This window comes from Novosphingobium sp. MBES04 (assembly GCF_000813185.1).
GTDB classification, from domain to species: domain Bacteria; phylum Pseudomonadota; class Alphaproteobacteria; order Sphingomonadales; family Sphingomonadaceae; genus Novosphingobium; species Novosphingobium decolorationis.
Genome location: NZ_DF850488.1, coordinates 1,033,763 through 1,056,741, shown reverse-complemented (window position 1 = coordinate 1,056,741; position 22,979 = coordinate 1,033,763). Strand labels below are relative to the sequence as shown.

Here is a 22,979-nt window from a genome sequence, read left to right as displayed (position 1 = left end):
CTCCACGCTGGGAGAACAGGGCCGCCATGACGATCGAACAGGACCTCGCCCTTGCCCTGCGCCTAGCCGATGCGGCCGGCGAGGCTATTCGCCCCTATTTTCGCGCCGCCAATCTCGACACCGAGAAGAAGGGCGATGCCTCGCCCGTGACCGTGGCGGACCGCGCGGCCGAAGAGGCCATGCGCGAGATCCTGCGGGCCGAAGCGCCCGAGGACGGCATCACCGGTGAGGAATTCGGCACCGAGAAGGGCACCTCGCGGCGAGAATGGGTGCTCGATCCCATCGATGGCACGGTCTCCTTCGTGGTGGGCCGCCCGATCTTCGGCACGCTGATCGCGCTGCTCGTCGATGGCTGGCCGGTGCTGGGCGTGATCGACCAGCCGATCCTGGGCGAGCGCTGGGTGGGGGCGAGCGGGCGCGCCACCACCTTCAACGGAAAGCCCATCGAAACGCGCCGCTGCCGCGAACTGTCGGATGCGGTGCTGGCCACGACGGGCCCGCACTACTTCGACAATCACCAGGGCGAGCACTTCATGGCGCTTGCGGCCAAGACCGACCACAAGCGCATGGTCATGGGCGGGGATTGCTACAACTACGGCCTGCTTGCCTCGGGCCATATCGATCTTGTCTGCGAGGCGGGCCTCAAGCTTTACGATTGGGCCGCGCTTGTTCCCATCGTCGAGGGGGCAGGCGGCATGATGTGCGACTGGAACGGCGACCCCCTGCACGCGGCCTCGGAAGGGCACGTGCTGGCGCTCGGCGATCCGGCGCGCATGGAGGACGTGGTCGAGGCGATGGTCTGCAACCATTGAGTGTGCGCCGCCCGGCGGCGCGCAAGGGCGCGCAGGGGTGAACGCGCCGCGCCGCTTCTTCTTCTACGGCACGTTGCTTGCAGGCATGGAAACCGCACTTACGCGCCGGATCCATGCCCACCTTCGGGTCCTGGGGCCTGCGCAGGTACGCGGGCGCCTTGTCGCAATCTGCGACCCCGACGGGTGGTATCCTGCGCTCCTGCCCGGTGAGGGGCGCGTTATAGGGATGCTCTACGCGGCAAGGCCCTCCTTTACGCGCGCGACGCTGGGCGAACTTGACGCCTACGAGGGCTGTAGTTCCCGGACGCACGGGGCGGGCGAGTACCGGCGCGCGGCGATCGGCGCCCGGTTGGATGATGGTCGCTGCCGGGCCGCGCAGGCCTATCGCTATGCACGTCCGCTGCCGCGCGGGAGCCTCGAACTGCCCGGTGGCGACTTCGCGCGCTGGCTTGTGGACACCGGAGCTTCATCCTTTCGGCAGGCGTAATGCCTCTGCGCACTTGTATTCACAGGCTTAGCCTTCATACCGACGCGCAGGATGAGGATCGGGGTTCGAATCGCAGCTGCGGCCTGGGCCGCCTTCATGGCGCTGCCGGCATCTGCGGCCTGCAGCGGACCTGTGGCCGAGCCTGCGCCGCAAACTCCTCTGGAAGAGGCTTTCGCACGCGCTCTGGCGCGCGACAGGTACGCCGATAGCGCCGGGCAGGCGAACGACTGGCGCGCGCTCCTCGCAAGGGCGGAGCGGGCAGGTGGCGTGGGCGCGCGCTGGGACGTGCGCGGCCAGACCCGCCTTGCCTGGTCGCTGGACTATTCCGATCAGGCGGAGGCCGCGCTGGAGGTGGGGGAGGGGACGCTCGTGCAGATCGCGCAGGCGGGCCTGACGGGCACCGCGCTCGAAGCCGAGGCGCTGACCGTGATGGCAACGATCCTGACCGATACGAAACAGAACGCGCGCGCCGAGGACAGCGCCCGCCGTGCGCTGGTTCTGGCCGAGGCGACGTCAGGGGCGCAGTCGGCCGCAGCGAGCTTTGCGCATAACGGCCTTGGCACTGTCGCCTATGCGCAGGGGCGCTACAGCGAGGCGGAGCGCGAATACGGGATCGCGGCCGACCTTGCCGCGCGCTGCCAGGACCCGGCCGATCCGGCGGTGGTCAACCAGATGGCCTCGCACGCAGGCACCCTGTTCATGGTCGGCCAGCTCGAAGCCGCGCTTACGGAGGCGAAGCGGGCGGCCAACCATGCCGCCGCGCACCTGCCCGAGGACAGTCCGCTACAGACCCTGGCGCTGGGCAACCTGGGCGCAATCCTCCTGACCACGGGGCGCTATGCCGAGGCGCAGAAGGCGCTCGCGCGGGTTGTCGAACTGGAAGGGGCCTACCAGGCCGAGAGCTGGCATTACCGGGCGATCTCGCTGTCGAACTATGCAGGCGTGCTGCGGCGTCTGGGACGCCTGGAAGAGGCCGAGACGCTCTGGCTGGAGGCTGCACAGTTCCACGAAAGGGCCAGTATCGGGCGCGACCCGGCAAGTGCCTCCTTCCCCTTGCGCAATGCCGCCGATGCCGCGCAGGAGCGCGGGGATCTTGCGGTTGCCCGCGAGCGCCGCGATGCGGCCGTGGCTATCGTCGACAAGGCCCTGCCCGAGGATGATCCCGAGCGCGCCCGCACCCATATGGAGCGCGCGCTGACGCGCCTGGCGCAGGGTAATGCGCAAGCGGCCCTGGCCGAAGCTGTACCGGCCATGACCGTTCTGCGCAGCCGTTTCGAGGCGGACGATGTACGCCGCATGCCGCTCGAGATCGGCGAGGCGCGGATTCTGGCCGCGCTGGGACGGCAGGAAGAGGCCTGGGCCCGTGTGCAGAGTGTCGCGCAGCGGCTCGAGACCCGCCTTCTCGACGCCGCCGCCAGCCGCGGCGATCTGGTCCGTTTCGCGCCGACCTTCGCGCCGGGCTTTGCGGTTGCGGCGGATCTGGCCTTGCGCACGGGGCGTGAGGAGGCCGCCTTCCGCTACCTCCAGCTTGCCAACATGTCCGACATCGTGGTGGTGACGCGCGAAGTGGCTGCGCGCGCCGCCGCCGCAAACGCGCAGACCGCCGACCTGGTGCGCAACTTCCAGGATCGCCTGTATCGTCGCCGGGCGCTTGAGCGGGAGAACAGCTTTGCGCTTTCGGCCGGGGAAGGGCCGCGTGCGGCGCGCCTTGCCGCCGAGATCGCCGCGAACGACAGCGAGATCGCCGCGCTGGAGCAGCGCCTCGAACGCGAGGTGCCGAGCTTGCGCACGCTTGGACGCCCCGAACCGGTCGCCCTCGCCGATTATCGGGCAGGGCTTGCACCGGACGAGGCGCTTCTCGCCCCGCTGCTGCTGGAAGACCACGTCGTGACGATCCTGGTCACGCGCGAGGGGCTGGTCTGGGGCCAGTCGGCCCAGCCCCGCAGCACCGTCCGCGGGCAGCTGCGCACCTTGCGCGCATCGCTCGATCCGGCCTCGCCGCGGGCCATCGCGGGGGAGCCCCCCGTCTTTGCCTACGAGGCCGCACATGGCCTTTACCAGGCACTTTTTCCGGACGAACTGGCCGAGGTCCTCGCAGGCCATCGCGACCTTGTCTATTTCGCGGGAGGCGATCTGGCGGGGCTGCCTCCGGCGTTGCTCGTGCGTGAAAGCGTGGGCAGGGATGGGGGGAAGGTCGATCCGGGACAGGTCGCCTGGCTGGTGCGCGAGCACAGTGTTCGCGTTGCGCCTTCGCTCCTCATGGGGGAGCAGGCTTCGCGGTCCGAGGCGGGGCGGCGGCGTTTTCTGGGCGTGGGAGCGCCCGTGCGTGGCCCCTCGGGCTCGGCAGGCGTGGACCTCTCCGATCTGGCGCCGCTGCCTGGCGCGGCGCGCGAACTGGAGGCGCTGGCCAGCGTGTTCGGACAGGACCGTGCCACGCTGCTGGTGGGTGAGGAGGCCCGGGAAGAGGCTCTCGCGGCCCTGCCGCTGGAGGACTACGATATCCTGCTTTCGCCGTTCACGGACTGGCGGGTGGAACGCGGGCCGGGCTTGAAGAGCCTGCACTCGTCCTCGCGCCTGGCCGGGGCGAGGGGGCGGCTGCGGACGGCCTGCTGATGGCCTCGGAGGTCATGCGGCTGCGTCTCGATGCCGACTGGGTCATCCTCTCGGCCTGCGATACGGCGAGCGGCGGGGCCCCGGGCGCGCCGATCTTTGCAGGGCTTGCCGCGGCCTTCCTGCACGCAGGGGCGCACTCGCTGCTCGTCTCGCACTGGCCGGTGCGCGATGACGTGGCCGCGCAATTGGTGGTCCGCGCGCTCGAGGAGCACGCCAGGGGGCGCGCTGCGGCGCGCGCACTCCAGAGCGCGCAGCTTGAACTTATCGCCGGGCGTGGCCCCGAAGGCGCGGCGCAGCCCGGGAACTGGGCGGCGATGGTCCTGGTCGGCCATTGAGGGGCTTGCCTTCCGCGCCGTTGGCCGGTAATGGGCCGCCCTTCAATCGACACGGTTGAGTCTTTCACAAAGAGATTCGCGGGTCGGCCTGGCGACAAGGGCTGCCAGGGTCGACCGAACGTGTCCCTGTAAAGGAGACGAAAATGCCCAAGTTGAAGACGAAGAGCGGCGTCAAGAAGCGCTTTAAGCTCACCGCCACCGGCAAGGTGAAGCACGGTGTCGCCGGCAAGCGCCACCGCCTGATCAGCCACAACGGCAAGTACATCCGCCAGAATCGCGGCACCGAGGTCATTTCCGACGCCGATGCCAAGACGATCAAGAAGTGGGCGCCCTACGGGCTCAACTGAGGAGTACTGACCAATGAGCCGTATCAAGCGTGGTGTTACCACCCGTGCCAAGCACAAGCGTATTCTGGATCAGGCCAAGGGTTACCGCGGCCGTCGCAAGAACACGATCCGCGTTGCCCGTCAGGCCGTCGAAAAGGCTGGCCAGTACGCGTACCGTGACCGCAAGGTCAAGAAGCGCAACTTCCGCGCCCTGTGGATCCAGCGCATCAACGCTGCCGTCCGCAACGAAGGTCTGACCTACTCGCAGTTCATGCACGGCGCCAAGCTCGCCGGCATCGAGCTCGACCGCAAGACCATGGCCGACCTCGCCATGAACGAGGGTGCGGTGTTCTCGACCGTGATCGCGCAGGCCAAGGCCGCGCTTCCGGCGTAAGCATCGGATCGGATACGGGGCGGCTCTTCGGAGCCTCCCGTGGACGAAGCGCAAGGGCGCGGGCAGCAATGTCCGCGCCCTTTCCTTTGGGGGTATACTTACCCTCCTTTTAACCCTTGTAACTTTTACTTAACCGCCGGAACTTTCTCGGCTATGGGTCGTGCATGACGGCTCGCTGTAAAGTTACGGCTAATTACTTGGATGTGGCTCCGGAACTGCATCGCTACTTTGCGAGCGTCTTTCTGATCGAGATCGACGTACCCGATGGCGGGATGGTCGAGGACTTCATGTTCCCGGACTGGGCGACCATGCGTTTCAATGCGCAAGGGGTCGTGGGAGGTACTACCCGTTCGGGCGAGGCTCTGCCCGGTTCGCGCTTCGTGGTGTCGGGCGCGCGTTCGCAGGAAGCCTATGTGCGGACCGGCAGCGTGCGGCAGTGGGGCGTGCTGATCCACCCGCTGGGATGGGCGCTGCTCGTGGGCAAGCCTGCGCGCGATTACGCCAACCGCCTTGTCGACGGCATGGCCGATCCGGCCTTCGAACGTTTCCGACCCCTGGCCGACACGCTTTCGTCGGGTGTGCCCGATGCGAGGGGGGAACTGTGCCGGATTACCGAATTCTTCATGGGGCTGGAGCCGATCGACGATCCGGCCGCAGGTACGATTGCGGCGGCCTACGAGGCGATCCGGGATCCTGAGGTCAGCAGCGTGGAGGACCTCGCCGGAAGGGCCGGTGTCACGCGCCGCACGCTGGAACGCCTGTGCCAGCGCGCCTTCGGCTTCCCGCCCAAGCTCCTGCTGCGCCGCCAGCGCTTCCTGCGCAGTCTTGCGCATTTTGCAGCGGACCCCTCGCTAAAGTGGATCGATGCGCTCGATCCGGGGTACTGCGACCAGGCCCAGTTCGTCCGCGACTTTCGCGAGTTCATGGGCATGACGCCCTCCGAATACAGCCATCGTTCCAAGCCTTTCGTCGATGCCGTGCTCAAGGAGCGGGCGCGCTACATGGTCGAGGAAGTCGGCCCGCGCGGTGGCACGCGTTCGCTGGTCGCCTGATCGGCGGGCGCTCCATCGTTGCGCTTCGCCGGAGAGGCTCCTAAAGGACCCCGCTCAGGACATTGACCAAAGAACAGGCAGAACTCGACGTGGACTACGCAGCAACAGGCCAGGACGCTCTTTCGCGCATCGAAGGGGCCGGGGATCTCGATACGCTGGAAGCCCTGCGCGTCGAGTTCCTGGGCAAGCAGGGCTCGATCTCGGGTCTGCTCAAGACTCTTGGCAAGATGACCCCGGACGAGCGCAAGGAAGAGGGGCCCAAGATCCACGCCCTGCGTGAAAGCGTGACGGGCGCCATCGCCGAGCGCAAGGACGCGCTGGAAAGCGCCGCGCTCGAAGCGCGCCTCGCTGCCGAAACCATCGACCTCTCGCTCCCAGCGCCCGAAACGCCGCGAGGGTCCGTCCACCCGATCTCGCAAGTCATGGATGAGCTGGCCGAAGTCTTCGCGGACCTGGGCTTCGCGGTTGCGACCGGCCCCGAGATTGAGGACGATTGGCACAACTTCACCGCGCTCAACATGCCCGAGACGCACCCCGCGCGCGCCATGCACGACACCTTCTACTTCCCCGACCGGGACGAGAAGGGCCGCGAGATGCTGCTGCGCACGCACACCTCGCCGGTGCAGATCCGCTCGATGATCGAAAAGGGCGCGCCGATCCGCATCATCGCGCCGGGCCGCGTGTACCGCTCGGACAGCGACGCGACGCACACGCCGATGTTCCACCAGGTTGAAGGCCTGGTCATCGACAAGGGCATTCACCTGGGCCATCTCAAGTGGACGCTGGAGACCTTCCTCAAGGCCTACTTCGAGCGCGATGACATCGTGCTGCGCCTGCGCCCCAGCTACTTCCCCTTCACCGAGCCCTCGGTGGAAGTGGACGTGGGCTACAGCCAGGAGAATGGGCGCCGCGTGGTTGGCGGCTCGGGCGATGCGCCGGGCCACGCCTGGATGGAAGTGCTCGGCTCGGGCATGGTCAACCGCCGCGTCATCGAAGCGGCCGGGCTCGATCCCGACGAATGGCAGGGCTTTGCCTTTGGCACCGGCGTCGACCGCCTCGCTATGCTGAAATACGGCATGGATGACCTGCGCGCCTTCTTTGACGGCGATGTGCGCTGGCTTTCGCATTACGGTTTTTCCGCCATGGACGTGCCGACCCTCTCGGGTGGCGTCGGCACCCCGGCCTGAGCGGAAAAAGAGGACTAGATACGATGAAATTCTCGCTTTCCTGGCTCAAGCAGTACCTTGAGACCGACGCCGGCATCGAGGATGTCGCCGCCACCCTCAACCGCATCGGCATCGAGGTCGAGGGCATCGAGGACCCGGCCGAGAAGCTCGCCGGTTTCCGCGTCGCCAAGGTGCTGACCGCGGCGCGCCACCCTGACGCGGACAAGCTGCAGGTCCTCTCGGTCGACACCGGCGAGGGCGATCCGCTGCAGGTCGTGTGCGGCGCGCCCAACGCGCGTGCGGGGATGCTGGGCGTGCTCGGCCTTCCGGGCGCCAGCGTTCCGGCCAACGGCATGGTCCTGAAGAAGTCGGCCATCCGCGGCGTCGAATCGAACGGCATGATGTGCTCGGTGCGCGAGCTGGAACTGGGCGATGCGCACGAAGGCATCATCGAGCTTCCCGAGGATGCGCCGGTGGGCATGGCCTTCGCCGATTACCACGGCGCGGATCCGGTGATCGACGTCTCGATCACCCCCAACCGTCCCGACTGCATGGGCGTCTACGGCATCGCGCGCGACCTCGCCGCAGCCGGTCTGGGCACGCTCAAGCCGATTGAAGCTGCCGACGTTGCGGGCAGCTTCCCGTGCCCGGTCGAGATCCGCATCGAGGACGCCGAAGGGTGTCCGGCCTTCCACGGCCGCGTCATCAAGGGCGTGACGAACGGTCCTTCGCCGCAGTGGCTGCAGGATTGCCTCAAGGCTGCGGGCCAGCGCCCGATCTCCGCGCTCGTCGATGCCACCAACTTCGTGATGCTGGCCTATGGCCGTCCCGCGCACGCCTATGACCTTGCGAAGCTGAGCGGTGCGGTCACTGCGCGCCGCGCCGCCGAGGGTGAGAAGGTCACCGCGCTGAACGAGAAGGAGTACACTCTCGATCCCAGCATGACCGTGATCGCCGACGAGGCGGGCGTCCACGACATCGCAGGCATCATGGGCGGCCAGCACTCGGGCTGCGAGGATACGACCTCCGACGTTCTCCTTGAGATCGCCTACTTCGACCCGCAGCGCATCGCGCTGACGGGCCGCGCGCTCAACCTCACCTCGGATGCGCGTGCGCGCTTCGAGCGGGGCATTGACCCGGCCTTCCTCGACACCGGCCTGAACCTCCTCACTGCGCTGATCCAGTCGCTGTGCGGTGGTGAGGCGTCCGAGGTCGTGCGCGTGGGCGCTGCGCCCGCAACGCCCAGGATCGTCCACTTCGATCCGGCGCTCACCGGTGACCTTGGCGGTGTGGTCATCGCGCCCGAGCAGCAGCAGGCGATCCTGGAGAGCCTCGGCTTCTCGGTCGTTGCTGCAGAGACGGGCCACGACAAGGCCTGGGCGGTCACCGTGCCGGGCTGGCGCCCGGACGTCGACGGCGCCCCCGACATCGTCGAGGAAGTCGTGCGTATTTATGGCCTCGACAACATCGCGAGCGTGGCCCTTCCGCGCGCCGATGGTGTCGCTCTGCCCACCGCGACCCCGGCGCAGAAGCTGGAGCGCCGCGTGCGCCGCGCTGCGGCCGCGCGCGGTCTCAACGAGGCGGTGACCTGGTCCTTCCTTCCCGAAGCCGAGGCCGAGGCCTTTGCAGGCGAGGAAAAGCTGTGGGTTCTGGCCAACCCGATCAGCGAAGACCTGAAGGCAATGCGTCCCTCGCTCCTGCCGGGCCTCATTTCGGCGGCCAAGCGCAACTTGGACCGGGGTTCCTCCTCGCTGCGCCTGTTCGAACTGGGCCGTCGCTACCTGCGCGGCAAGGGCGGGGCGAGCGATGAGCGCCTGACGCTCGGCGTGATCCTTGCGGGTGACAAGGCCTCGCGTGGCTGGGCCACCGGCAAGGCCGTCGCCTTCGACGCGTACGATGCCAAGGCTGAAGCCATGGCTCTGCTCGCCGAGGCGGGCGCGCCTGTCGAGAAGCTGCAGGTCATGGGCGAGGCGGGCCCCCAGTTCCACCCCGGCCAGTCGGCAACGCTGCGCCTTGGTCCCAAGAACGTGCTCGCGCGCTTTGGCATGCTGCACCCGGCCATTGCCAAGCAGTTCGACATCGCGGGCAGCGTGGCTCTAGTCGAGATCTTCCTCGATGCGATCCCGGGCAAGAAGGGTGCGGCGAGCTTTACCCGTACCTCCTACACTCCGCCTGCGCTCCAGTCGGTGACGCGCGACTTCGCCTTCCTCGTTCCCGCCGAACTTCCCGCCGCCGACCTGGTGCGGGTGGTCCAGGGCGCGGACAAGGTGAACATCGTGGCCGCGCGCCTGTTCGACGATTTCCGCGGCCAGGGCGTGCCCGAAGGCCAGAAGTCGCTGGCTCTTGAAGTCACGCTCCAGCCGCTTGAAAAGAGCTACAAGGAGGCCGACCTCAAGGCAATCAGCGAGAAGGTGACGCAGGCCGCCGCCAAGCTCGGAGCCACGCTGCGCGGCTGACGCGCGGCGAGGCAACGAACGGACAGGAGACGCGCGCGTGTCGGACAGCGAACTGGTCACCATCCGATCCGGGGACCTGACGGCCCGGATCAATCCTCTGGGAGCCGAACTGTGGTCCCTCGTCGATGGCGAGGGCCGCGAGTTCATGACCGATGGCAATCCGGAATTCTGGGGCGGCCACGCGCCGATCCTGTTCCCGATTGTCGGGGGGCTCAACAACGGGCGTTACCGCCTGAACGGCACCGAATACGAACTGCCGCGCCATGGCTTTGCTCGGCACAGCGAGTTCGAGGTGCTGATCGCCGAGGAAGAACGCGTGATGTTCAGCCTTGGCGCGAGCGATGCGACCCGCGCGGTCTACCCCTTCGAGTTCAAGCTCAACGTCAACTTCCGGCTGATCGAGAAGAAGCTGGTGATCGGTGCGGGCGTGCAGAACTGCGGCGAGGTGCCGATGCCTTTCAGCATCGGGTTTCACCCGGCTTTTGCCTGGCCGCTGCCGGGTGCGGGGGCCAAGGAAGACCACAAGATCGTCTTCTCCGAGGACGAGCCGCACCGCATCCGCCGTCTCGATCCCGACACCGGCCTGCTGCTGGCGGACCGCAAGCACTCGCCGATCAAGGGCAATTCCTTCGTGCCGCGCCCCGAACTGTTCGAGGCTGACGCGCTGATCTGGGACAAGCTCAACAGCCGCGTGGTCAAGTTCGGCCCGACCAATGGTCCGCGCATTGCGATCAAGAGCCCGGCGCTCCCCATGCTCGGCATCTGGCAGAAGCCTGGCGCGGACTTCCTGTGCATTGAACCCTGGCAGGGCATCGCCGATCCGGTCGGTTTCGAAGGCGATTTTCGCGAGAAGCCGGGCGTGATCTCGGTACCGGCAGGCCAGACCCGGTTCTTCGAACTGCACATCGCGATCCTCGACGCGGGCTGACGCCGCGCAAGGGATCGGGACATCAATCGACGACCCGTACCGCCCCCAAAGTTCCAAGGAGATCCCCATGAAGACAGCCCTCGTTACCGGAGCAACCTCGGGGATCGGCGCGGACACTGCGCGCGCGCTGGTGAAGGCGGGCTGGCGCGTGGTGGCGACGGGCCGCCGCGCCGACCGTCTGGCCGATCTGGTCAGGGAATTGGGCGCGGACAACGTCCATGCCTGCGCCTTCGATGTCTGCGATGAAGCGGCGCGCGACGAGGCGCTGGCGCTGCTGCCCGCCGATTTCGCCGGGATCGACTGCCTCGTGAACAACGCTGGCCTCGCGCTGGGCACCAGCCCGGCGCAGGAAAGCGATCTCGCGCAGTGGAAGACCATGATCGACACCAACGTCACCGCGCTGGTCTCGCTCACCCACAAGCTCCTGCCCATGCTGATCGCGCGCAAGGGGCTGATCGTCAATCTCGCCTCGGTCGCGGCGACCTATCCCTACACCGGGGGCAACGTCTACGGCGGGACCAAGGCCTTCGTACGCCAGTTCTCGCTTGGCCTGCGTTCGGACCTTGCAGGCACGGGCGTGCGCGTCACCTCGATCGAGCCGGGCATGGTCGAGACCGAGTTCACCGTCGTGCGCACCGGCGGCAACCAGCAGGCCTCGGACGATCTCTACCAGGGCGCGAACCCGATGACGGGCGCGGACATTGCCGAGACGATCCTGTGGGTCGCAAGCCTGCCTGCCCACCTCAACATCAATACGCTCGAACTGATGCCGGTCAGCCAGTCCTTCGCGGGCTTCAAGGTCGCGCGCGAAGAGGGTTGATCCGCCAAGGTTTTTGAACGGGCGGGGGCCTCCCGCCCGCTTTCTTGGCTGTCCCGGCGTTGCGATACCGGGACAGGGCGCGTAAAGGCCCGCGCATGAGCAATTCACGCCGCACCTTCGCGATCATCTCGCACCCCGACGCCGGTAAGACCACGCTGACCGAAAAGCTGCTGCTGCAAGGCGGCGCGATCCACCTTGCCGGGCAGGTCAAGGCACGCGGCGCGGCGCGCCGGGCGCGCTCGGACTGGATGAAGATCGAGCAGCAGCGCGGCATCTCGGTGACCAGCTCGGTGATGACTTTCGAGCGCACCGACGCGAATGGCGAGACGGTGACCTTCAACCTGCTCGACACCCCGGGCCACGAGGACTTCTCGGAAGACACCTACCGCACGCTGACCGCCGTCGATTCGGCCATCATGGTGATCGACGCGGCCAAGGGCATCGAGCCGCAGACCCGCAAGCTGTTCGAGGTCTGCCGCCTGCGCTCGGTGCCGATCATCACCTTCATCAACAAGGTCGACCGCGAAGGCCGGGCCTGCTTCGACCTGCTCGACGAAGTGGCCGACATGCTCGCACTCGACGTGTGTCCGATGTCCTGGCCGGTGGGCATGGGCGGCCTGTTCCAGGGCATCTACGACATCGCCAGCGGCAAAGTCAGCCGCCCCGAGGGGCCCAGCAAGGAGTTCCTCGGCAAGGTCGACGAGAACGTCGAGCTGCCCGAAGAGGTGGCCGAGGAAATGGAGCTGGCGCAGGCTGGCTACCCCGATTTCGACCTCGAGGCCTACCGGGCAGGCGATCTGACGCCGGTCTACTTCGGCTCGGCGCTCAAGAACTTCGGCGTGGCCGAGCTCATCGATGCGATTTCGCAGTACGCCCCGCCGCCGCGTCCGCAACCCAGCGAGGAGGGGCCGGTCGATCCCGAGATGCCCGAAGTCACTGGCTTTATCTTCAAGGTCCAGGCCAACATGGATCCGATGCACCGCGACCGTATCGCCTTCATGCGCCTCGCCTCGGGCACCTTCAAGCGGGGCATGAAGTTGACCCCGTCCGGGCTGGGCAAGGCTATCGCCGTCCACTCGCCGATCATGTTCTTCGCGCAGGACCGCGAAATCGCGGACACCGCCGAGCCCGGCGACATCATCGGCATTCCCAACCACGGCACCTTGCGCGTGGGCGACACGCTGAGCGAGAAGAACAAGATCCGCTACATCGGCCTGCCCAATTTTGCGCCGGAAATCCTGCGCCGCGTGGCGCTCAAGGACCCGACCAAGACCAAGCAGCTGCGAAAGGCGCTCGACGACCTCTCCGAGGAGGGCGTGATCCAGGTGTTCTATCCCGAGATCGGCGCACAGTGGATCGTGGGTGTGGTCGGCCAGCTCCAGCTCGAAGTGCTGATCTCGCGGCTTGAGGCCGAGTACAAGGTCGAGGCCATGCTCGAAGCCTCGCCCTTCGATACCGCGCGCTGGCTCAAGGGGACCGACAAGGCGCTCGACGATTTCGAGAGCTTCAACAAGATGAACCTTGCGCGCGACCGCGACGGCGACCTCGTCTTCATGGCGCGCTCGGTCTGGGACGTGAACTACCAGCAGGAGCGCAATCCGGAGCTGACCTTCAGCGCAACCAAGGAGCGCTGAGGGCGGAACTCGTGGCCTTCCCGGAGCTTGCTTAGGGGAAGGTCTTGCAAGCGGGCGCTCTGTTCCTAGCTTGGCAAGGCCTGTCCGAGGTCGGGAAGGGAGCTTTCGTGCCGCTCACGTTTGCCAGCTACAACATCCACAAGGCCGTCGGTCTCGACCGGCGGCGCGATTACGAGCGGATCCTGCGCATCCTGCTCGAAGTCGATGCCGACATCGTGGCGCTGCAGGAGGTGGACCGCCGGTTCGGGCGGCGTATGGCGGCGCTTCCGCTCGATGCCATTCACGCCGCGACCGACTACACGCCGGTTCCGCTTTCGATGAAGCCCGACAGCCTGGGCTGGCACGGCAATGCACTTCTTGTACGCAAGGGGATCGAGCTGCTTGAGGCCGCGCCGGTCGACTTGCCTGTACTGGAGCCACGCGGCGCGGTGCGCGCCGATCTTGCGGTGGAAGGGCGCCGGGTTCGCGTGGTCGGTATGCACCTTGACCTCTCAGGCCTGCGTCGGCGCCAGCAGGTGCGCCGCGTGCTGCACCACATCGCGCAGTGCCGCGAGCAATGTCCCACTGTATTGCTCGGGGATTTCAACGAGTGGTCGCGACAGGGCTGTTTTCGCGAGTTCGGACATGATTGGCGGGTGCTGGCACCGGGCCGCAGTTTTCCCTCGCGTAGGCCGATGGCTCAGCTGGATCGCATCATTATATCCGATGGGTGGGAAGTTCGTGGAACAAATGTCCATCGCAGTGCGCTTTCCGCGATAGGATCTGATCACCTGCCTGTATTTGCTGCGCTCGACCTGCCTAAAAAATAGGCAGCTGCACAGGAATCGGGCTTCGCGCCAGCTGAAAATAGCGTTGCCGGTCCGTTAAGCGGCGTAAATCTCCGAATAGGTGATTTGGCATAGAACTTGCTGATCTGTTTTCAGCCGGCGTGGGGCCGGTAGCAAACAGGGGACAGGCATGAAGTTCATCATAGCCATCATCAAGCCCTTCAAACTCGACGAAGTTCGAGAAGCGCTTGGCGCGATCGGGGTCGCGGGCATGACCGTTTCCGAAGTGAAGGGGTTCGGGCGCCAGAAGGGGCAGACCGAAATCTACCGTGGGGCGGAATACTCCACCAACATGCTGCCGAAGGTGAAGATCGAAGTGGCTGCGCCGGACGAGCTGGCGCCCAAGATCGTCGAAACCATCCAGCAGGTCGCCAGCACCGAAGCCATCGGCGACGGCAAGATCTTCGTTCTCGACCTCGCGTCTGCCGTGCGCATCCGCACCGGCGAGGCCGGCGATACGGCGCTTTGAGGAGGCTAACCAACATGAACCGCACGATTCTCGGCGGCGCAGGCGCTCTCACCGCGTCGCTGTTCGCCGCCATGCCCGCCTTTGCGCAGGAAGCTGCCGCGGCAGCGCCTGTACCCAACCCCGGCAACAACGCCTGGATGATGACCTCGACGGTCCTCGTCCTGCTCATGATCCTGCCGGGCCTGGCTCTGTTCTACGGCGGCCTTACCCGGTCCAAGAACATGCTCTCGACCATGACCCAGGTCGGCGCCGCCGCCGCGCTCGCGATGCTCATCTGGGTGATCTACGGCTACTCGACCGCGTTCGGTCCGGAAGGCAACGCCTTCTTCAGCTGGGGCAACCTCTTCCTGTCGGCGACCACGCCCGACAGCACCGCGGCCACGTTCTCGGACGAGGTCATCAGCGAATACGTCTTCATCAGCTTCCAGATGACCTTTGCCGCGATCACCGCTGCGCTGGTCTTCGGTGCAACCGTTGAGCGCATGAAGTTCTCGGCGGCCATGGTCTTCGTGGCCGTGTGGCTGACCATCGTCTACTTCCCGATCGCGCACATGGTCTGGTGGGATGGCGGGCTGCTGTTCGACATGGGCGCTCTCGACTTCGCGGGCGGTACCGTGGTCCACATCAACGCAGGCATCTCGGCGCTTGTCGCGTGCATCATCCTGGGTAAGCGCAAGGGCTATCCCAGCGAGCCGATGCCCCCGCACTCGCTGACGCTGACCATGGTCGGCACCGGCCTCCTGTGGGTGGGTTGGTTCGGCTTCAACGCTGGTTCCGAGCTCGAAGCTGACGGCACCGCGGGTCTCGCCATGATCAACACCTTCGTTGCGACCGCATCGGCGGGCCTGTTCTGGATGCTTGCTGAGCGTCTGGCCGGTCACAAGGGGTCGGCCCTGGGCTTCTGCTCGGGCATCATCGCAGGTCTCGTCGCGGTGACCCCGGCGGCCGGTAACTCGGGTCCGTTCGGCGCCATCGTGCTGGGTGCGATTGCTTCGATCATCTGCTTCTTCATGGTTTCGAAGGTGAAGCCGGCCCTTGGCTACGACGACTCGCTCGACGCTTTCGGCATCCACGGCGTGGGCGGCATCGTCGGCGCCATCGGCACCGGCTTCGTCTACCAGCCGAGCCTTGGTGGGCCCGGTGACGGTTCGACCGCGATGATGGCGCAGGTCATTATCCAGATCGAAGCCGTGCTCATCTCGCTCGTCTGGGCGGGTGTCGGCACCGTCATCGCCATCTTCGTCGCGAAGCTGATCACCGGCCTGCGCGTCAGCGAAGAGGTCGAGCACGAAGGTCTCGACATCGGCGAGCACGGCGAGCGCGCCTACAACTAATCTTACCGAATTGGCTGCGGCGGCGCAGGTCGTCGCCGCAGCCTCACGATGTTCCTCCTGCGAACGCAACCTTTTCGGGCCGGACGCGTATGCGCCGGCCCTTTTTTCGTGCCGCTCTTCGGCGCATTTGGGTGGATTGACGCCTCTCGTGCAGTCCCTAAGCTGCCGCGACCGGGCCGAGGCCAAGCTGGATGGGGAGCTGCCATGAAATTCGTGACCGCCGTGATCAAGCCGATGAAGTTCACCGAAGTGAAGGCCGCGCTCGACAAGGCGGGCGTGTCGGGCCTGACGGTATCTGAGGTGAGCGGCGTCGGGCGCCAGAAGGGGCAGACGCAAGTCTACCGCGGGGCCGAGTACTCCTCGAACATGCTGCCCAAGATCAAGCTGGAGATTGCGGTCTCGGATGCCTTCGCGGACACGGTGATCGGTATCTTGCGCGAAGCGGCCAGCACGGGCGAGATCGGCGATGGCAAGGTTTTTGTTTTTGACCTCGCGAGGTGCTGCGTGTGCGCACGGGCGAGCAGGGCGATCTAGCTCTCTAAAGCGCCGTCATCCTTCAGGAAAGCGGACGATCTCAAGGATGACGTCCTAGGGCCATCGCCCTCGGGCTCCCCGAACTGTCTGGCTCACCTTCCGCGCGCTCCCTCGGTGTTAGGAGGTGAGGTCGTCGATTTTGGGCTCAAGGGGCGATGGCCCCTTGAATCCATTTTCTGAGAATTCCAGGACTAGCTCCGTCAGCCCTTCGCGCTCGCCGCCAGCACGTCGACGATCTGACGGATCGGCGAGATGTCGTAACCAGCTGCAGCGGCCTGTGCGGCGATGACGCCGGGATTGTCGCCCGATCTGGCCCGTGCGAGCGACCACAGCAGGGTCGAGCGGGTTCCCGAGCGGCAGTAACCCAGGACCGGGCCTTCGCTGCTTTCAAGTGCGGCGATCATCGCGTCGACCTGGCCTTCGCTGAAACCACCGTGGGTGATCGGGATGGCGGTGTAGGCGATGCCCGCGTCCCTGGCTGCCGCTTCGATCTCGCTGCCGGGCGTCTGGTCGTCGCTTTCGCCTTCTGGGCGGTTGTTGACGATCAGCGTGATGCCCAGAGCCTTTGCCTCGGCAATCGCGGAGGTGTCGATCTGCGGGCTGGCGTACATGGAATCGGTAATTTTGGCGAACATGGATTCGAGCCTCCGGCCGGCGTTTTGCGCCTCGTAAGACGCGGAAATGATTCGCCCATCAAACGTGAGTCAGGGCTGCTGGCAACCCCCAATTTCGCGCTCAAACGGCCCGGACTGTCGGTGCCGGACCGAATTGGCGCGTAATTCCGTTCGCTATCGGGCCAAGACTCGTGTATGAATCCTAATCGCAGCAGAGCGATTGCGGAAATCGCGGGTAACTCTGGCTGACTCTCGGCACGGTTCGTCCACGTGTACGGGTGACTGCTTACTAGGGCGCATCGAAGGTACGTTCGTAAACATGGGTTTTGATAGAGGTCGTCGCGGAAGGGGACGCGACAAGCGGGATCGGTTCGGAGAGGACGAATTTGATCCCTTCTTTGCCGGACAGGACCGTTTCGGCGGTGGTGACCGTTTCGGCGGGGGCGACCGCTTTGGAGGCGGTGGTGACCGCTTCGGCGGCGGTGGCGGCGGCGGTTTCGACGACCGTGGCGGCTCGCGCGGCGGCGGTGGCGGCGGCTTCGGCGGCGGCCCGCGTGGCGGTGGCGGTGCCGGCGGTGGCCGTGGTGGCGGCATGCCCGCACAGGTCGTCGGCCAGGGCCGTGGCGTCGTCAAGTTCTTCAACGCCTCGAAGGGTTTCGGCTTCATCCAGCGCGATGAAGGCGGGGACGATGTCTTCGTGCACATCAGCGCGGTCGAGCGTGCGGGCCTTGAAGGTCTCGCCGAAGGTCAGCAGCTCGAGTTCCAGCTTGTCGATCGTGGCGGCAAGGTCTCGGCCAGCGATCTCTCGGTCGTGGGCGATGTGATCCCGGTCCAGAAGCGCGATGCCGCGCCGCAGCGTCAGCTGACGGGCGAAAAGGCTACGGGCACGGTCAAGTTCTTCAACTCGATGAAGGGCTTCGGCTTCATTACTCGCGACGATGGTCAGCAGGATGCCTTCGTGCATATCAGCGCGGTGGAACGTTCCGGCATGACCGGCCTCAATGAGGGCGACCGTCTGGAATTCGACATCGAGGTCGATCGACGAGGCAAGTACTCGGCGGTCAACCTGACGCCGCTCCAGGGTTGATCCCGGCCGGCAGGTCCCCGGTTATTTGACCGGGGGTCTGCAAAAGCCTAGAAGCGCGCAAATGGCGGTCCGGCAAGGGCCGCCATTTGTCGTTTGCGTTTGATTTTCCCCCCTTTCTTCAAACTTCACTCGAGGAATTTTTCGAAATGTCGATCACTCCGTTGATGCCTGTGTATCCCCGGTGCGGTGTTCGGCCCGTTCGCGGCGAACATTGCCATCTCATCAGCGAGGATGGTCGCCGATTCCTCGATTTCGCAAGCGGGATTGCGGTCAACGCGTTGGGCCATTCGCATGAAGGTCTGATCTCGGCCATCCAGAAGCAGGCCGAGACGCTGATGCACGTCTCCAATCTCTATGGCAGTCCGCAGGGGGAGGCCATCGCGCAGCGCCTGGTCGACCTGACCTTTGCCGACACCGTGTTCTTCACGAATTCCGGCGCCGAGGCGGTCGAGTGCGCAATCAAGACCGCGCGCGTCTACCACCAGTCGGCAGGCAACGACGAGAAGTTCGAACTGATCACCTTCAACAACGCCTTCCATGGGCGCACGATGGCGACGATCAGTGCCTCGAGCCAGGAGAAGATGCACAAGGGTTTCCTGCCCCTGCTGCCCGGCTTCAAATACGTCGACTTCAACGACCTCGAGGCGGCCGCAGCCGCGATCGGGCCCAACACCGCAGGCTTCCTGGTCGAGCCGATTCAGGGCGAGGGCGGCATCCGCGTTGCGGACGAGGCCTTCCTCAAGGGCCTGCGTGAGCTGTGCGACAAGCATGACCTCATGCTGATCCTCGATGAGGTTCAGAGCGGTGTCGGCCGGGCCGGCACTTTCTACGCCTACGAGCAATATGGCATTGAGCCGGACATTCTCGCCACGGCCAAGGGCATTGGCGGCGGCTTCCCTGTCGGCGCATGCCTTGCAACCGAGAAGGCGGCGCGGGGCATGACCTTCGGCACGCACGGATCGACTTATGGCGGAAACCCGTTCGCGATGGCGGCCATTGGCGCCGTGCTCGACGTGGTAGGCGAGGAAAGCTTCCTTGCAGACGTGCGCGCGAAGGGGGAACGCCTCAAGGCGCGCCTCGAGCAGTTCATCGGCAACTACCCCGAGCTTTTCGAAGGCGTGCGCGGCAAGGGCCTTTTCCTTGGCCTCAAGATGAAGGTCGAGCCGCGGCCTTTCGTCGCACACATGCGCGACAACCATCAGGTTCTGGCCGTATCGGCGGGCGACCAGGTCATGCGCGTCATTCCTCCGCTGGTGATCGACGACAGCCACATCGACGAGTTCCTCGAGAAGCTTTCGGCCGCGGCGGCCAGCTATGCCCCCGAGGACGCGGTCTGATGTCGCGCGATTTCCTGAGTCTCAGCGATGCGGGCGGCGAGACCATCGCCGCGATGATAAACGATGCCATCGAGCGCAAGGCCGCACGTGCCGGTTGGCCCAAGGGCAAGGCGGACAGCGATGCACCGCTGACAGGGCACACGCTGGCCATGATCTTCGAGAAGAATTCCACGCGCACGCGCGTGTCCTTCGACATGGCCATGCGCCAACTGGGCGGCAGCACGATCATCATGGAAGCGGGCAGCACCCAGATCGGGCGCGGCGAGACGATTGCGGACACGGCACGTGTCCTCAGCCGCATGGTCGATGCCATCATGATCCGCACCGACGATCACGCCAAGATCGAAGAACTGGCGCACTACGCCGACGTTCCCGTGATCAACGGCCTGACCGACCTTTCGCACCCCTGCCAGATCGTGGCCGATCTTCTGACCATCGTTGAGCATGGCTTCGCGCTGCCTGGCTTGCAGATGGCCTGGCTGGGCGATGGCAATAATGTCTCGCACTCGATGATCGAGGCCGCTGGCCTGATGAAGTTCACGCTCCGCCTGGCCGTGCCCGAGGGCTACGAACCCGACGCCGGCTTCGTCGAGCGGGCCCGTGCGGCGGGCGGCGAGATCGTCATCACGCACGATCCGCTCGAAGCGGCGCGCGGGGCGCAAGTCGTCGTGACCGACACCTGGGTCTCGATGGGCCAGGAGGGCGGCGAAGCGCACATCAAGGCGCTTGAACCCTATCAGGTCAACGAGAGCCTCATGGCGCACGCGGCTGAGGGGGCGGTGTTCCTGCATTGCCTTCCGGCGCACCGCAACGAGGAAGTCACGGACGCCGTTATCGACGGTCCCGCCTCGGTAGTCTGGGACGAGGCGGAAAACCGCCTCTACGGGCAGAAGTCGGTCCTGCTGTGGAGCCTTGGCAAGCTGTGAGCGAAGATCCGACCTTGCCGCGTGAGGACACCGGATTCGACCGGGTCCTGGCCTTCTCGCTACCCAACCGGCACGCGCGTGGACGTGTCGTGCGCCTCGGGCCGGTGCTCGAAACCGTGCTTTCGGCGCACGCCTATCCCCCCGTGGTCAAGCATCTTCTGGCTGAAGCGCTGGTGATGACCTCGCTCATGGGCTCGCTGCTCAAGGAAGAGGGCGCGCAGCTCACGATCCAGGCGCAGGCCGAGGGCGGCTTGGTCGACATGATGGTCTGCGACTACCGCGACGGTGAAGTGCGCGGCTATGTGCATTTCGATGCCGAGAAGTTCGCCGACATGCAGGACGAGGAACTCCAGCTCGACCTCCCGGCCCTGTTCGGTACCGGGTATCTTGCGATCACCTTCGATCTGGCGGCCACCAAGAAGCGCTACCAGGGTGTGGTGCCGCTCGAAGGGGCTTCGTTGGCCGATGCGTGCGAGGCGTATTTCGCCCAGTCCGAGCAGGTGCCCACGCTGCTGCGCATCTCGGTGCGCTCGAACGGGGAGCGCTGCATGGCCGGCGGGCTTCTCATGCAGTTCCTGCCCGATGGGGAGGAAGGGCAGGCACGTCTGCACGCCCAGGAAGATCACCCCGACTGGGAGCATGTTTCGGTCATGGCCGGCAGTGTGCAGCGCGATGAGCTGCTCGATCCCGTCCTGACGCTGGAAGAGCTTCTCTGGCGCCTCTTCCATGAGGAGGATGAAGTCCGGGTCGAACCGTTGGTGCTGCTCCAGCGCGGTTGCCGCTGCACGGTCGAGCACTACAAGACGATCCTTTCGCGGTTTCCGGAAGATCAGCTGGCCGACATGCGCGAAGAGGATGGCACCATTCCGGTCGACTGTGCGTTCTGTTCCAAAGTCTTGAATATCCCGGTTTAGGGGATCGCCGGGTCGCTAACGGCAAGAGAGCGAGGATGATGAAGAAGTTTGCCGGGACGTTCGTGTTCGCAGGGCTGTGCGGGCTTGGCCTGATGGCCGGGCCAGCACTTGGCGAGAGTGGGGCTCTGGCGATGCTGGACCGCCTCGATCCTGGCAACTGGATGTTGCGCATGCGCGGCTCTGGCGGGGGCGAGGAGCGCATGTGCATCGCTTCCGGTCGCGATCTGGTGCAGCTGCGCCACAGCGGTCTGGATTGTGAGCAGGTCGTCGTGCTCGATCGGCCCAGTGAGGTAACGGTCCAGTATACATGTCCCGGCAATGGCTATGGGCGAACCACGATCCGGCGCGAGACCGATGGCCTTATCCAGATCGACAGCCAGGGGATCCGAAATGGCTTGCCCTTTGCCTTTGCCGCTGAAGGTCGACGTCTGGGGACGTGTCCGCGCTGAGCTGAGCGTTCTGGGCGATGTTCTTGCGCGCTGGGACGTTCGGGCCTAGCGCAAGAGGCATGACGACTACAGGACAGGATTCGGTCAAGGATGCCGTTGTGCTCCTTTCGGGCGGGCTCGATTCGATGGTTTCGGCGGCGCTCGCGCGGGAGCAGGGCTATCGCCTCAACGCGCTCACGATCGACTACAACCAGCGGCACCAGTGCGAGATCGATGCGGCGGGTGCTATCGCAAGTCACCTCGGGGCAGTGCGCCACGTGGTGCTGCCGCTCGACTTGCGCCGTTTCGGAGGCTCTGCGCTTACCGACGACATCGCCGTGCCCAAGGATGGGGTGGGCGAGGATATCCCAGTCACTTATGTGCCTGCACGCAACCTGGTGTTCCTGTCGCTGACGCTGGCCTGGGCGGAGGCGATCGGGGCGAGTGACATCTTCATCGGTGTGAATGCACTCGACTATTCGGGCTACCCGGATTGCCGACCGGAGTTTATCTCTGCATTTGAGAATATCGCGGACCTGGCGACAAAGGCTGGGGCGGAAGGACAGCCGTTCCGTATCCGCGCACCGCTCCAGTTTCTGGGCAAGGCGGACATTGCGCGCGAATGCATTCGGCTCGGCCTGGACCCGGCGATGAGCTGGTCGTGCTACGATCCGCAGCCCGATGGTCGTGCCTGTGGGGAGTGTGACAGCTGCCGCTTGCGCAAGGGCGGCTTCGAGCAGGCTGGTCTGACCGACGGGACCGACTACGCGGCCTGATCGGAAGGTGGACGGGCGCTTGCGTATGAGCCTGTAAGCGCCGATGGCAACTCTGGAATTGGCCACAAGGAGATGGAGGCGAGGGCCCTGGCCCTGTCGACTTCCACCTGCGTTAGCACCGCTAGCTGGCAAGGGGGCTCTGCCGACTTCTCTATTTCTCACAGAGCCGCTGGTCACCAAGTGTGATCGGCGGCCTTTTCATGCCTGAAGGCTCTCGGCAGCATCCGTGAAGACGGGAGGAAATGGGACTTGCCCATAAGAAAAGGGGGCCAGATTTCTCCAGCCCCCTGATCTTTGTACCGTTGCCGGTCAGCTTACATGCCCGAACCCGGACCGTAAGTGATCTCGACGCGGCGGTTCTGCAGTTCGCGGACGCCGTCGGCGGTGGGAACGCGCTGGTTCTCTTCGCCAAAGCCTTCGCTCGAGATCGCCGAACCCGGGATGCCGTGCGAGGTCAGGTACGCCTGAACCGAGTCGTTACGACGCTCGGAAAGACCCATGTTGTAGGTCTTGGCACCCGACGAGTCGGTGTAGCCGGCGAGCATGATCGGAACGCTGTCGCAGTTGCCATATGCCGTGATCGCGCTGTCGAGGACCGTGGCGGCCTCGGGCGTGATGTCCGAGCTGTCCCAATCGAAGAACACGATGTACGGGCCCTTGTTGCAGACAACCTGCGGCGGCGGCGGCGGCGGCGGCGGCGGCGGGGAGGC

General features: G+C 65.6%; 22 protein-coding genes and 2 pseudogenes. 22 read left to right on the top strand and 2 right to left on the bottom strand.

What is annotated here, in order from left to right; all coding sequences use genetic code 11:
• Positions 1-26: 26 nt before the first annotated feature.
• From hisN to MBENS4_RS04690, 16 genes and pseudogenes are all read left to right on the top strand, one after another.
• Positions 27-812, top strand: a complete 786-nt coding sequence (gene hisN, locus MBENS4_RS04765) for a histidinol-phosphatase (protein ID WP_039389124.1) — start codon at positions 27-29, stop codon at positions 810-812.
• A gap of 37 nt (positions 813-849) precedes the next feature.
• A complete protein-coding gene (locus MBENS4_RS04760; protein ID WP_052321998.1) occupies positions 850-1,299 on the top strand; it encodes a gamma-glutamylcyclotransferase family protein in 450 nt (149 codons plus the stop codon).
• A 96-nt stretch (positions 1,300-1,395) separates the two neighbouring features.
• A complete protein-coding gene (locus MBENS4_RS04755) occupies positions 1,396-3,912 on the top strand; it encodes a CHAT domain-containing protein (protein WP_159108015.1) in 2,517 nt (838 codons plus the stop codon).
• Complete coding sequence (locus MBENS4_RS27140) at positions 3,822-4,247, top strand: CHAT domain-containing protein (RefSeq protein WP_084591946.1); 426 nt, start codon at positions 3,822-3,824, stop codon at positions 4,245-4,247. The genes MBENS4_RS04755 and MBENS4_RS27140 overlap by 91 nt, the downstream gene beginning before the upstream one ends.
• A gap of 143 nt (positions 4,248-4,390) precedes the next feature.
• The gene (gene rpmI / locus MBENS4_RS04745) at positions 4,391-4,594 is read left to right on the top strand and encodes a 50S ribosomal protein L35 (protein WP_007012839.1); all 204 of its coding nucleotides are present in this window, start codon (positions 4,391-4,393) and stop codon (positions 4,592-4,594) included.
• 13 nt (positions 4,595-4,607) lie between these two features.
• Positions 4,608-4,967 (top strand): 50S ribosomal protein L20, encoded by a 360-nt coding sequence (rplT, locus tag MBENS4_RS04740; protein WP_039389117.1) that lies wholly within the window; start codon positions 4,608-4,610, stop codon positions 4,965-4,967.
• 203 nt (positions 4,968-5,170) lie between these two features.
• On the top strand, positions 5,171-6,019 hold the full coding sequence (locus MBENS4_RS04735; protein ID WP_242404918.1) for a helix-turn-helix domain-containing protein: 849 nt from the start codon (positions 5,171-5,173) through the stop codon (positions 6,017-6,019).
• Between the two features lie 89 nt (positions 6,020-6,108).
• On the top strand, positions 6,109-7,206 hold the full coding sequence (pheS, locus tag MBENS4_RS04730; protein WP_039391745.1) for a phenylalanine--tRNA ligase subunit alpha: 1,098 nt from the start codon (positions 6,109-6,111) through the stop codon (positions 7,204-7,206).
• A gap of 23 nt (positions 7,207-7,229) precedes the next feature.
• A complete protein-coding gene (gene pheT / locus MBENS4_RS04725) occupies positions 7,230-9,641 on the top strand; it encodes a phenylalanine--tRNA ligase subunit beta (RefSeq protein ID WP_039389115.1) in 2,412 nt (803 codons plus the stop codon).
• A 37-nt stretch (positions 9,642-9,678) separates the two neighbouring features.
• Positions 9,679-10,569 (top strand): aldose 1-epimerase family protein, encoded by an 891-nt coding sequence (locus MBENS4_RS04720; RefSeq protein WP_039389114.1) that lies wholly within the window; start codon positions 9,679-9,681, stop codon positions 10,567-10,569.
• A gap of 67 nt (positions 10,570-10,636) precedes the next feature.
• Positions 10,637-11,389, top strand: a complete 753-nt coding sequence (locus tag MBENS4_RS04715; RefSeq protein WP_039389112.1) for an SDR family NAD(P)-dependent oxidoreductase — start codon at positions 10,637-10,639, stop codon at positions 11,387-11,389.
• Positions 11,390-11,484: 95 nt separating this feature from the next.
• Complete coding sequence (locus tag MBENS4_RS04710; RefSeq protein WP_039389110.1) at positions 11,485-13,023, top strand: peptide chain release factor 3; 1,539 nt, start codon at positions 11,485-11,487, stop codon at positions 13,021-13,023.
• A 107-nt stretch (positions 13,024-13,130) separates the two neighbouring features.
• Positions 13,131-13,832 (top strand): endonuclease/exonuclease/phosphatase family protein, encoded by a 702-nt coding sequence (locus tag MBENS4_RS04705; protein WP_039389108.1) that lies wholly within the window; start codon positions 13,131-13,133, stop codon positions 13,830-13,832.
• 148 nt (positions 13,833-13,980) lie between these two features.
• Positions 13,981-14,319 (top strand): P-II family nitrogen regulator, encoded by a 339-nt coding sequence (locus MBENS4_RS04700; protein ID WP_039389106.1) that lies wholly within the window; start codon positions 13,981-13,983, stop codon positions 14,317-14,319.
• A 14-nt stretch (positions 14,320-14,333) separates the two neighbouring features.
• Entirely contained in the window at positions 14,334-15,653 is a 1,320-nt protein-coding gene (locus MBENS4_RS04695; protein WP_039389104.1) for an ammonium transporter, read from the top strand.
• 204 nt (positions 15,654-15,857) lie between these two features.
• Positions 15,858-16,195: pseudogene (locus tag MBENS4_RS04690) on the top strand (P-II family nitrogen regulator).
• 192 nt (positions 16,196-16,387) lie between these two features.
• On the opposite strand, the gene MBENS4_RS04685 reads toward MBENS4_RS04690, so the two are convergent.
• Positions 16,388-16,822, bottom strand: a complete 435-nt coding sequence (locus MBENS4_RS04685; RefSeq protein ID WP_039389103.1) for a TIGR01244 family sulfur transferase — start codon at positions 16,820-16,822, stop codon at positions 16,388-16,390.
• A gap of 298 nt (positions 16,823-17,120) precedes the next feature.
• Here MBENS4_RS04685 and MBENS4_RS27275 point away from each other — a divergent pair, with 298 nt between their 5' ends.
• The 6 genes from MBENS4_RS27275 to queC all read left to right on the top strand — a co-directional run bounded on the left by MBENS4_RS27275 (position 17,121) and on the right by queC (position 22,269).
• Entirely contained in the window at positions 17,121-17,888 is a 768-nt protein-coding gene (locus MBENS4_RS27275; protein ID WP_039389101.1) for a cold-shock protein, read from the top strand.
• 146 nt (positions 17,889-18,034) lie between these two features.
• Positions 18,035-19,225, top strand: a complete 1,191-nt coding sequence (locus MBENS4_RS04675) for an aspartate aminotransferase family protein (RefSeq protein WP_039389100.1) — start codon at positions 18,035-18,037, stop codon at positions 19,223-19,225.
• Positions 19,225-20,151 carry an ornithine carbamoyltransferase gene (gene argF / locus MBENS4_RS04670; protein WP_039389098.1) on the top strand — a complete coding sequence of 309 codons (927 nt, stop codon included), beginning with the start codon at positions 19,225-19,227 and terminating at the stop codon, positions 20,149-20,151. The genes MBENS4_RS04675 and argF overlap by 1 nt, the downstream gene beginning before the upstream one ends.
• Positions 20,148-21,065 (top strand): Hsp33 family molecular chaperone HslO, encoded by a 918-nt coding sequence (gene hslO / locus MBENS4_RS04665; RefSeq protein ID WP_084591944.1) that lies wholly within the window; start codon positions 20,148-20,150, stop codon positions 21,063-21,065. Before argF ends, hslO begins: the two co-directional genes overlap by 4 nt.
• 35 nt (positions 21,066-21,100) lie before the next feature.
• Positions 21,101-21,514 carry a hypothetical protein gene (locus MBENS4_RS04660; protein ID WP_052321996.1) on the top strand — a complete coding sequence of 138 codons (414 nt, stop codon included), beginning with the start codon at positions 21,101-21,103 and terminating at the stop codon, positions 21,512-21,514.
• 59 nt (positions 21,515-21,573) lie between these two features.
• Complete coding sequence (queC, locus tag MBENS4_RS04655; RefSeq protein WP_039389095.1) at positions 21,574-22,269, top strand: 7-cyano-7-deazaguanine synthase QueC; 696 nt, start codon at positions 21,574-21,576, stop codon at positions 22,267-22,269.
• Positions 22,270-22,583: 314 nt separating this feature from the next.
• Here the strand turns inward: queC and MBENS4_RS26410 are convergent.
• A pseudogene (locus MBENS4_RS26410) lies at positions 22,584-22,979 on the bottom strand (OmpA family protein); the annotation flags it as partial.

Coding starts and splice junctions, on each gene's coding strand:
- MBENS4_RS27275 (WP_039389101.1), top strand. CDS start 17,121: ATGGGTTTTGATAGAGGTCGTCGCGGAAGGGGACGCGACAAGCGGGAT.
- MBENS4_RS04715 (WP_039389112.1), top strand. CDS start 10,637: ATGAAGACAGCCCTCGTTACCGGAGCAACCTCGGGGATCGGCGCGGAC.
- hisN (WP_039389124.1), top strand. CDS start 27: ATGACGATCGAACAGGACCTCGCCCTTGCCCTGCGCCTAGCCGATGCG.
- rplT (WP_039389117.1), top strand. CDS start 4,608: ATGAGCCGTATCAAGCGTGGTGTTACCACCCGTGCCAAGCACAAGCGT.
- MBENS4_RS04675 (WP_039389100.1), top strand. CDS start 18,035: ATGTCGATCACTCCGTTGATGCCTGTGTATCCCCGGTGCGGTGTTCGG.
- MBENS4_RS04685 (WP_039389103.1), bottom strand. CDS start 16,822: ATGTTCGCCAAAATTACCGATTCCATGTACGCCAGCCCGCAGATCGAC.
- rpmI (WP_007012839.1), top strand. CDS start 4,391: ATGCCCAAGTTGAAGACGAAGAGCGGCGTCAAGAAGCGCTTTAAGCTC.
- argF (WP_039389098.1), top strand. CDS start 19,225: ATGTCGCGCGATTTCCTGAGTCTCAGCGATGCGGGCGGCGAGACCATC.
- MBENS4_RS04660 (WP_052321996.1), top strand. CDS start 21,101: ATGATGAAGAAGTTTGCCGGGACGTTCGTGTTCGCAGGGCTGTGCGGG.
- MBENS4_RS04755 (WP_159108015.1), top strand. CDS start 1,396: ATGGCGCTGCCGGCATCTGCGGCCTGCAGCGGACCTGTGGCCGAGCCT.
- MBENS4_RS04700 (WP_039389106.1), top strand. CDS start 13,981: ATGAAGTTCATCATAGCCATCATCAAGCCCTTCAAACTCGACGAAGTT.
- MBENS4_RS04710 (WP_039389110.1), top strand. CDS start 11,485: ATGAGCAATTCACGCCGCACCTTCGCGATCATCTCGCACCCCGACGCC.
- MBENS4_RS04695 (WP_039389104.1), top strand. CDS start 14,334: ATGAACCGCACGATTCTCGGCGGCGCAGGCGCTCTCACCGCGTCGCTG.
- pheT (WP_039389115.1), top strand. CDS start 7,230: ATGAAATTCTCGCTTTCCTGGCTCAAGCAGTACCTTGAGACCGACGCC.
- queC (WP_039389095.1), top strand. CDS start 21,574: ATGACGACTACAGGACAGGATTCGGTCAAGGATGCCGTTGTGCTCCTT.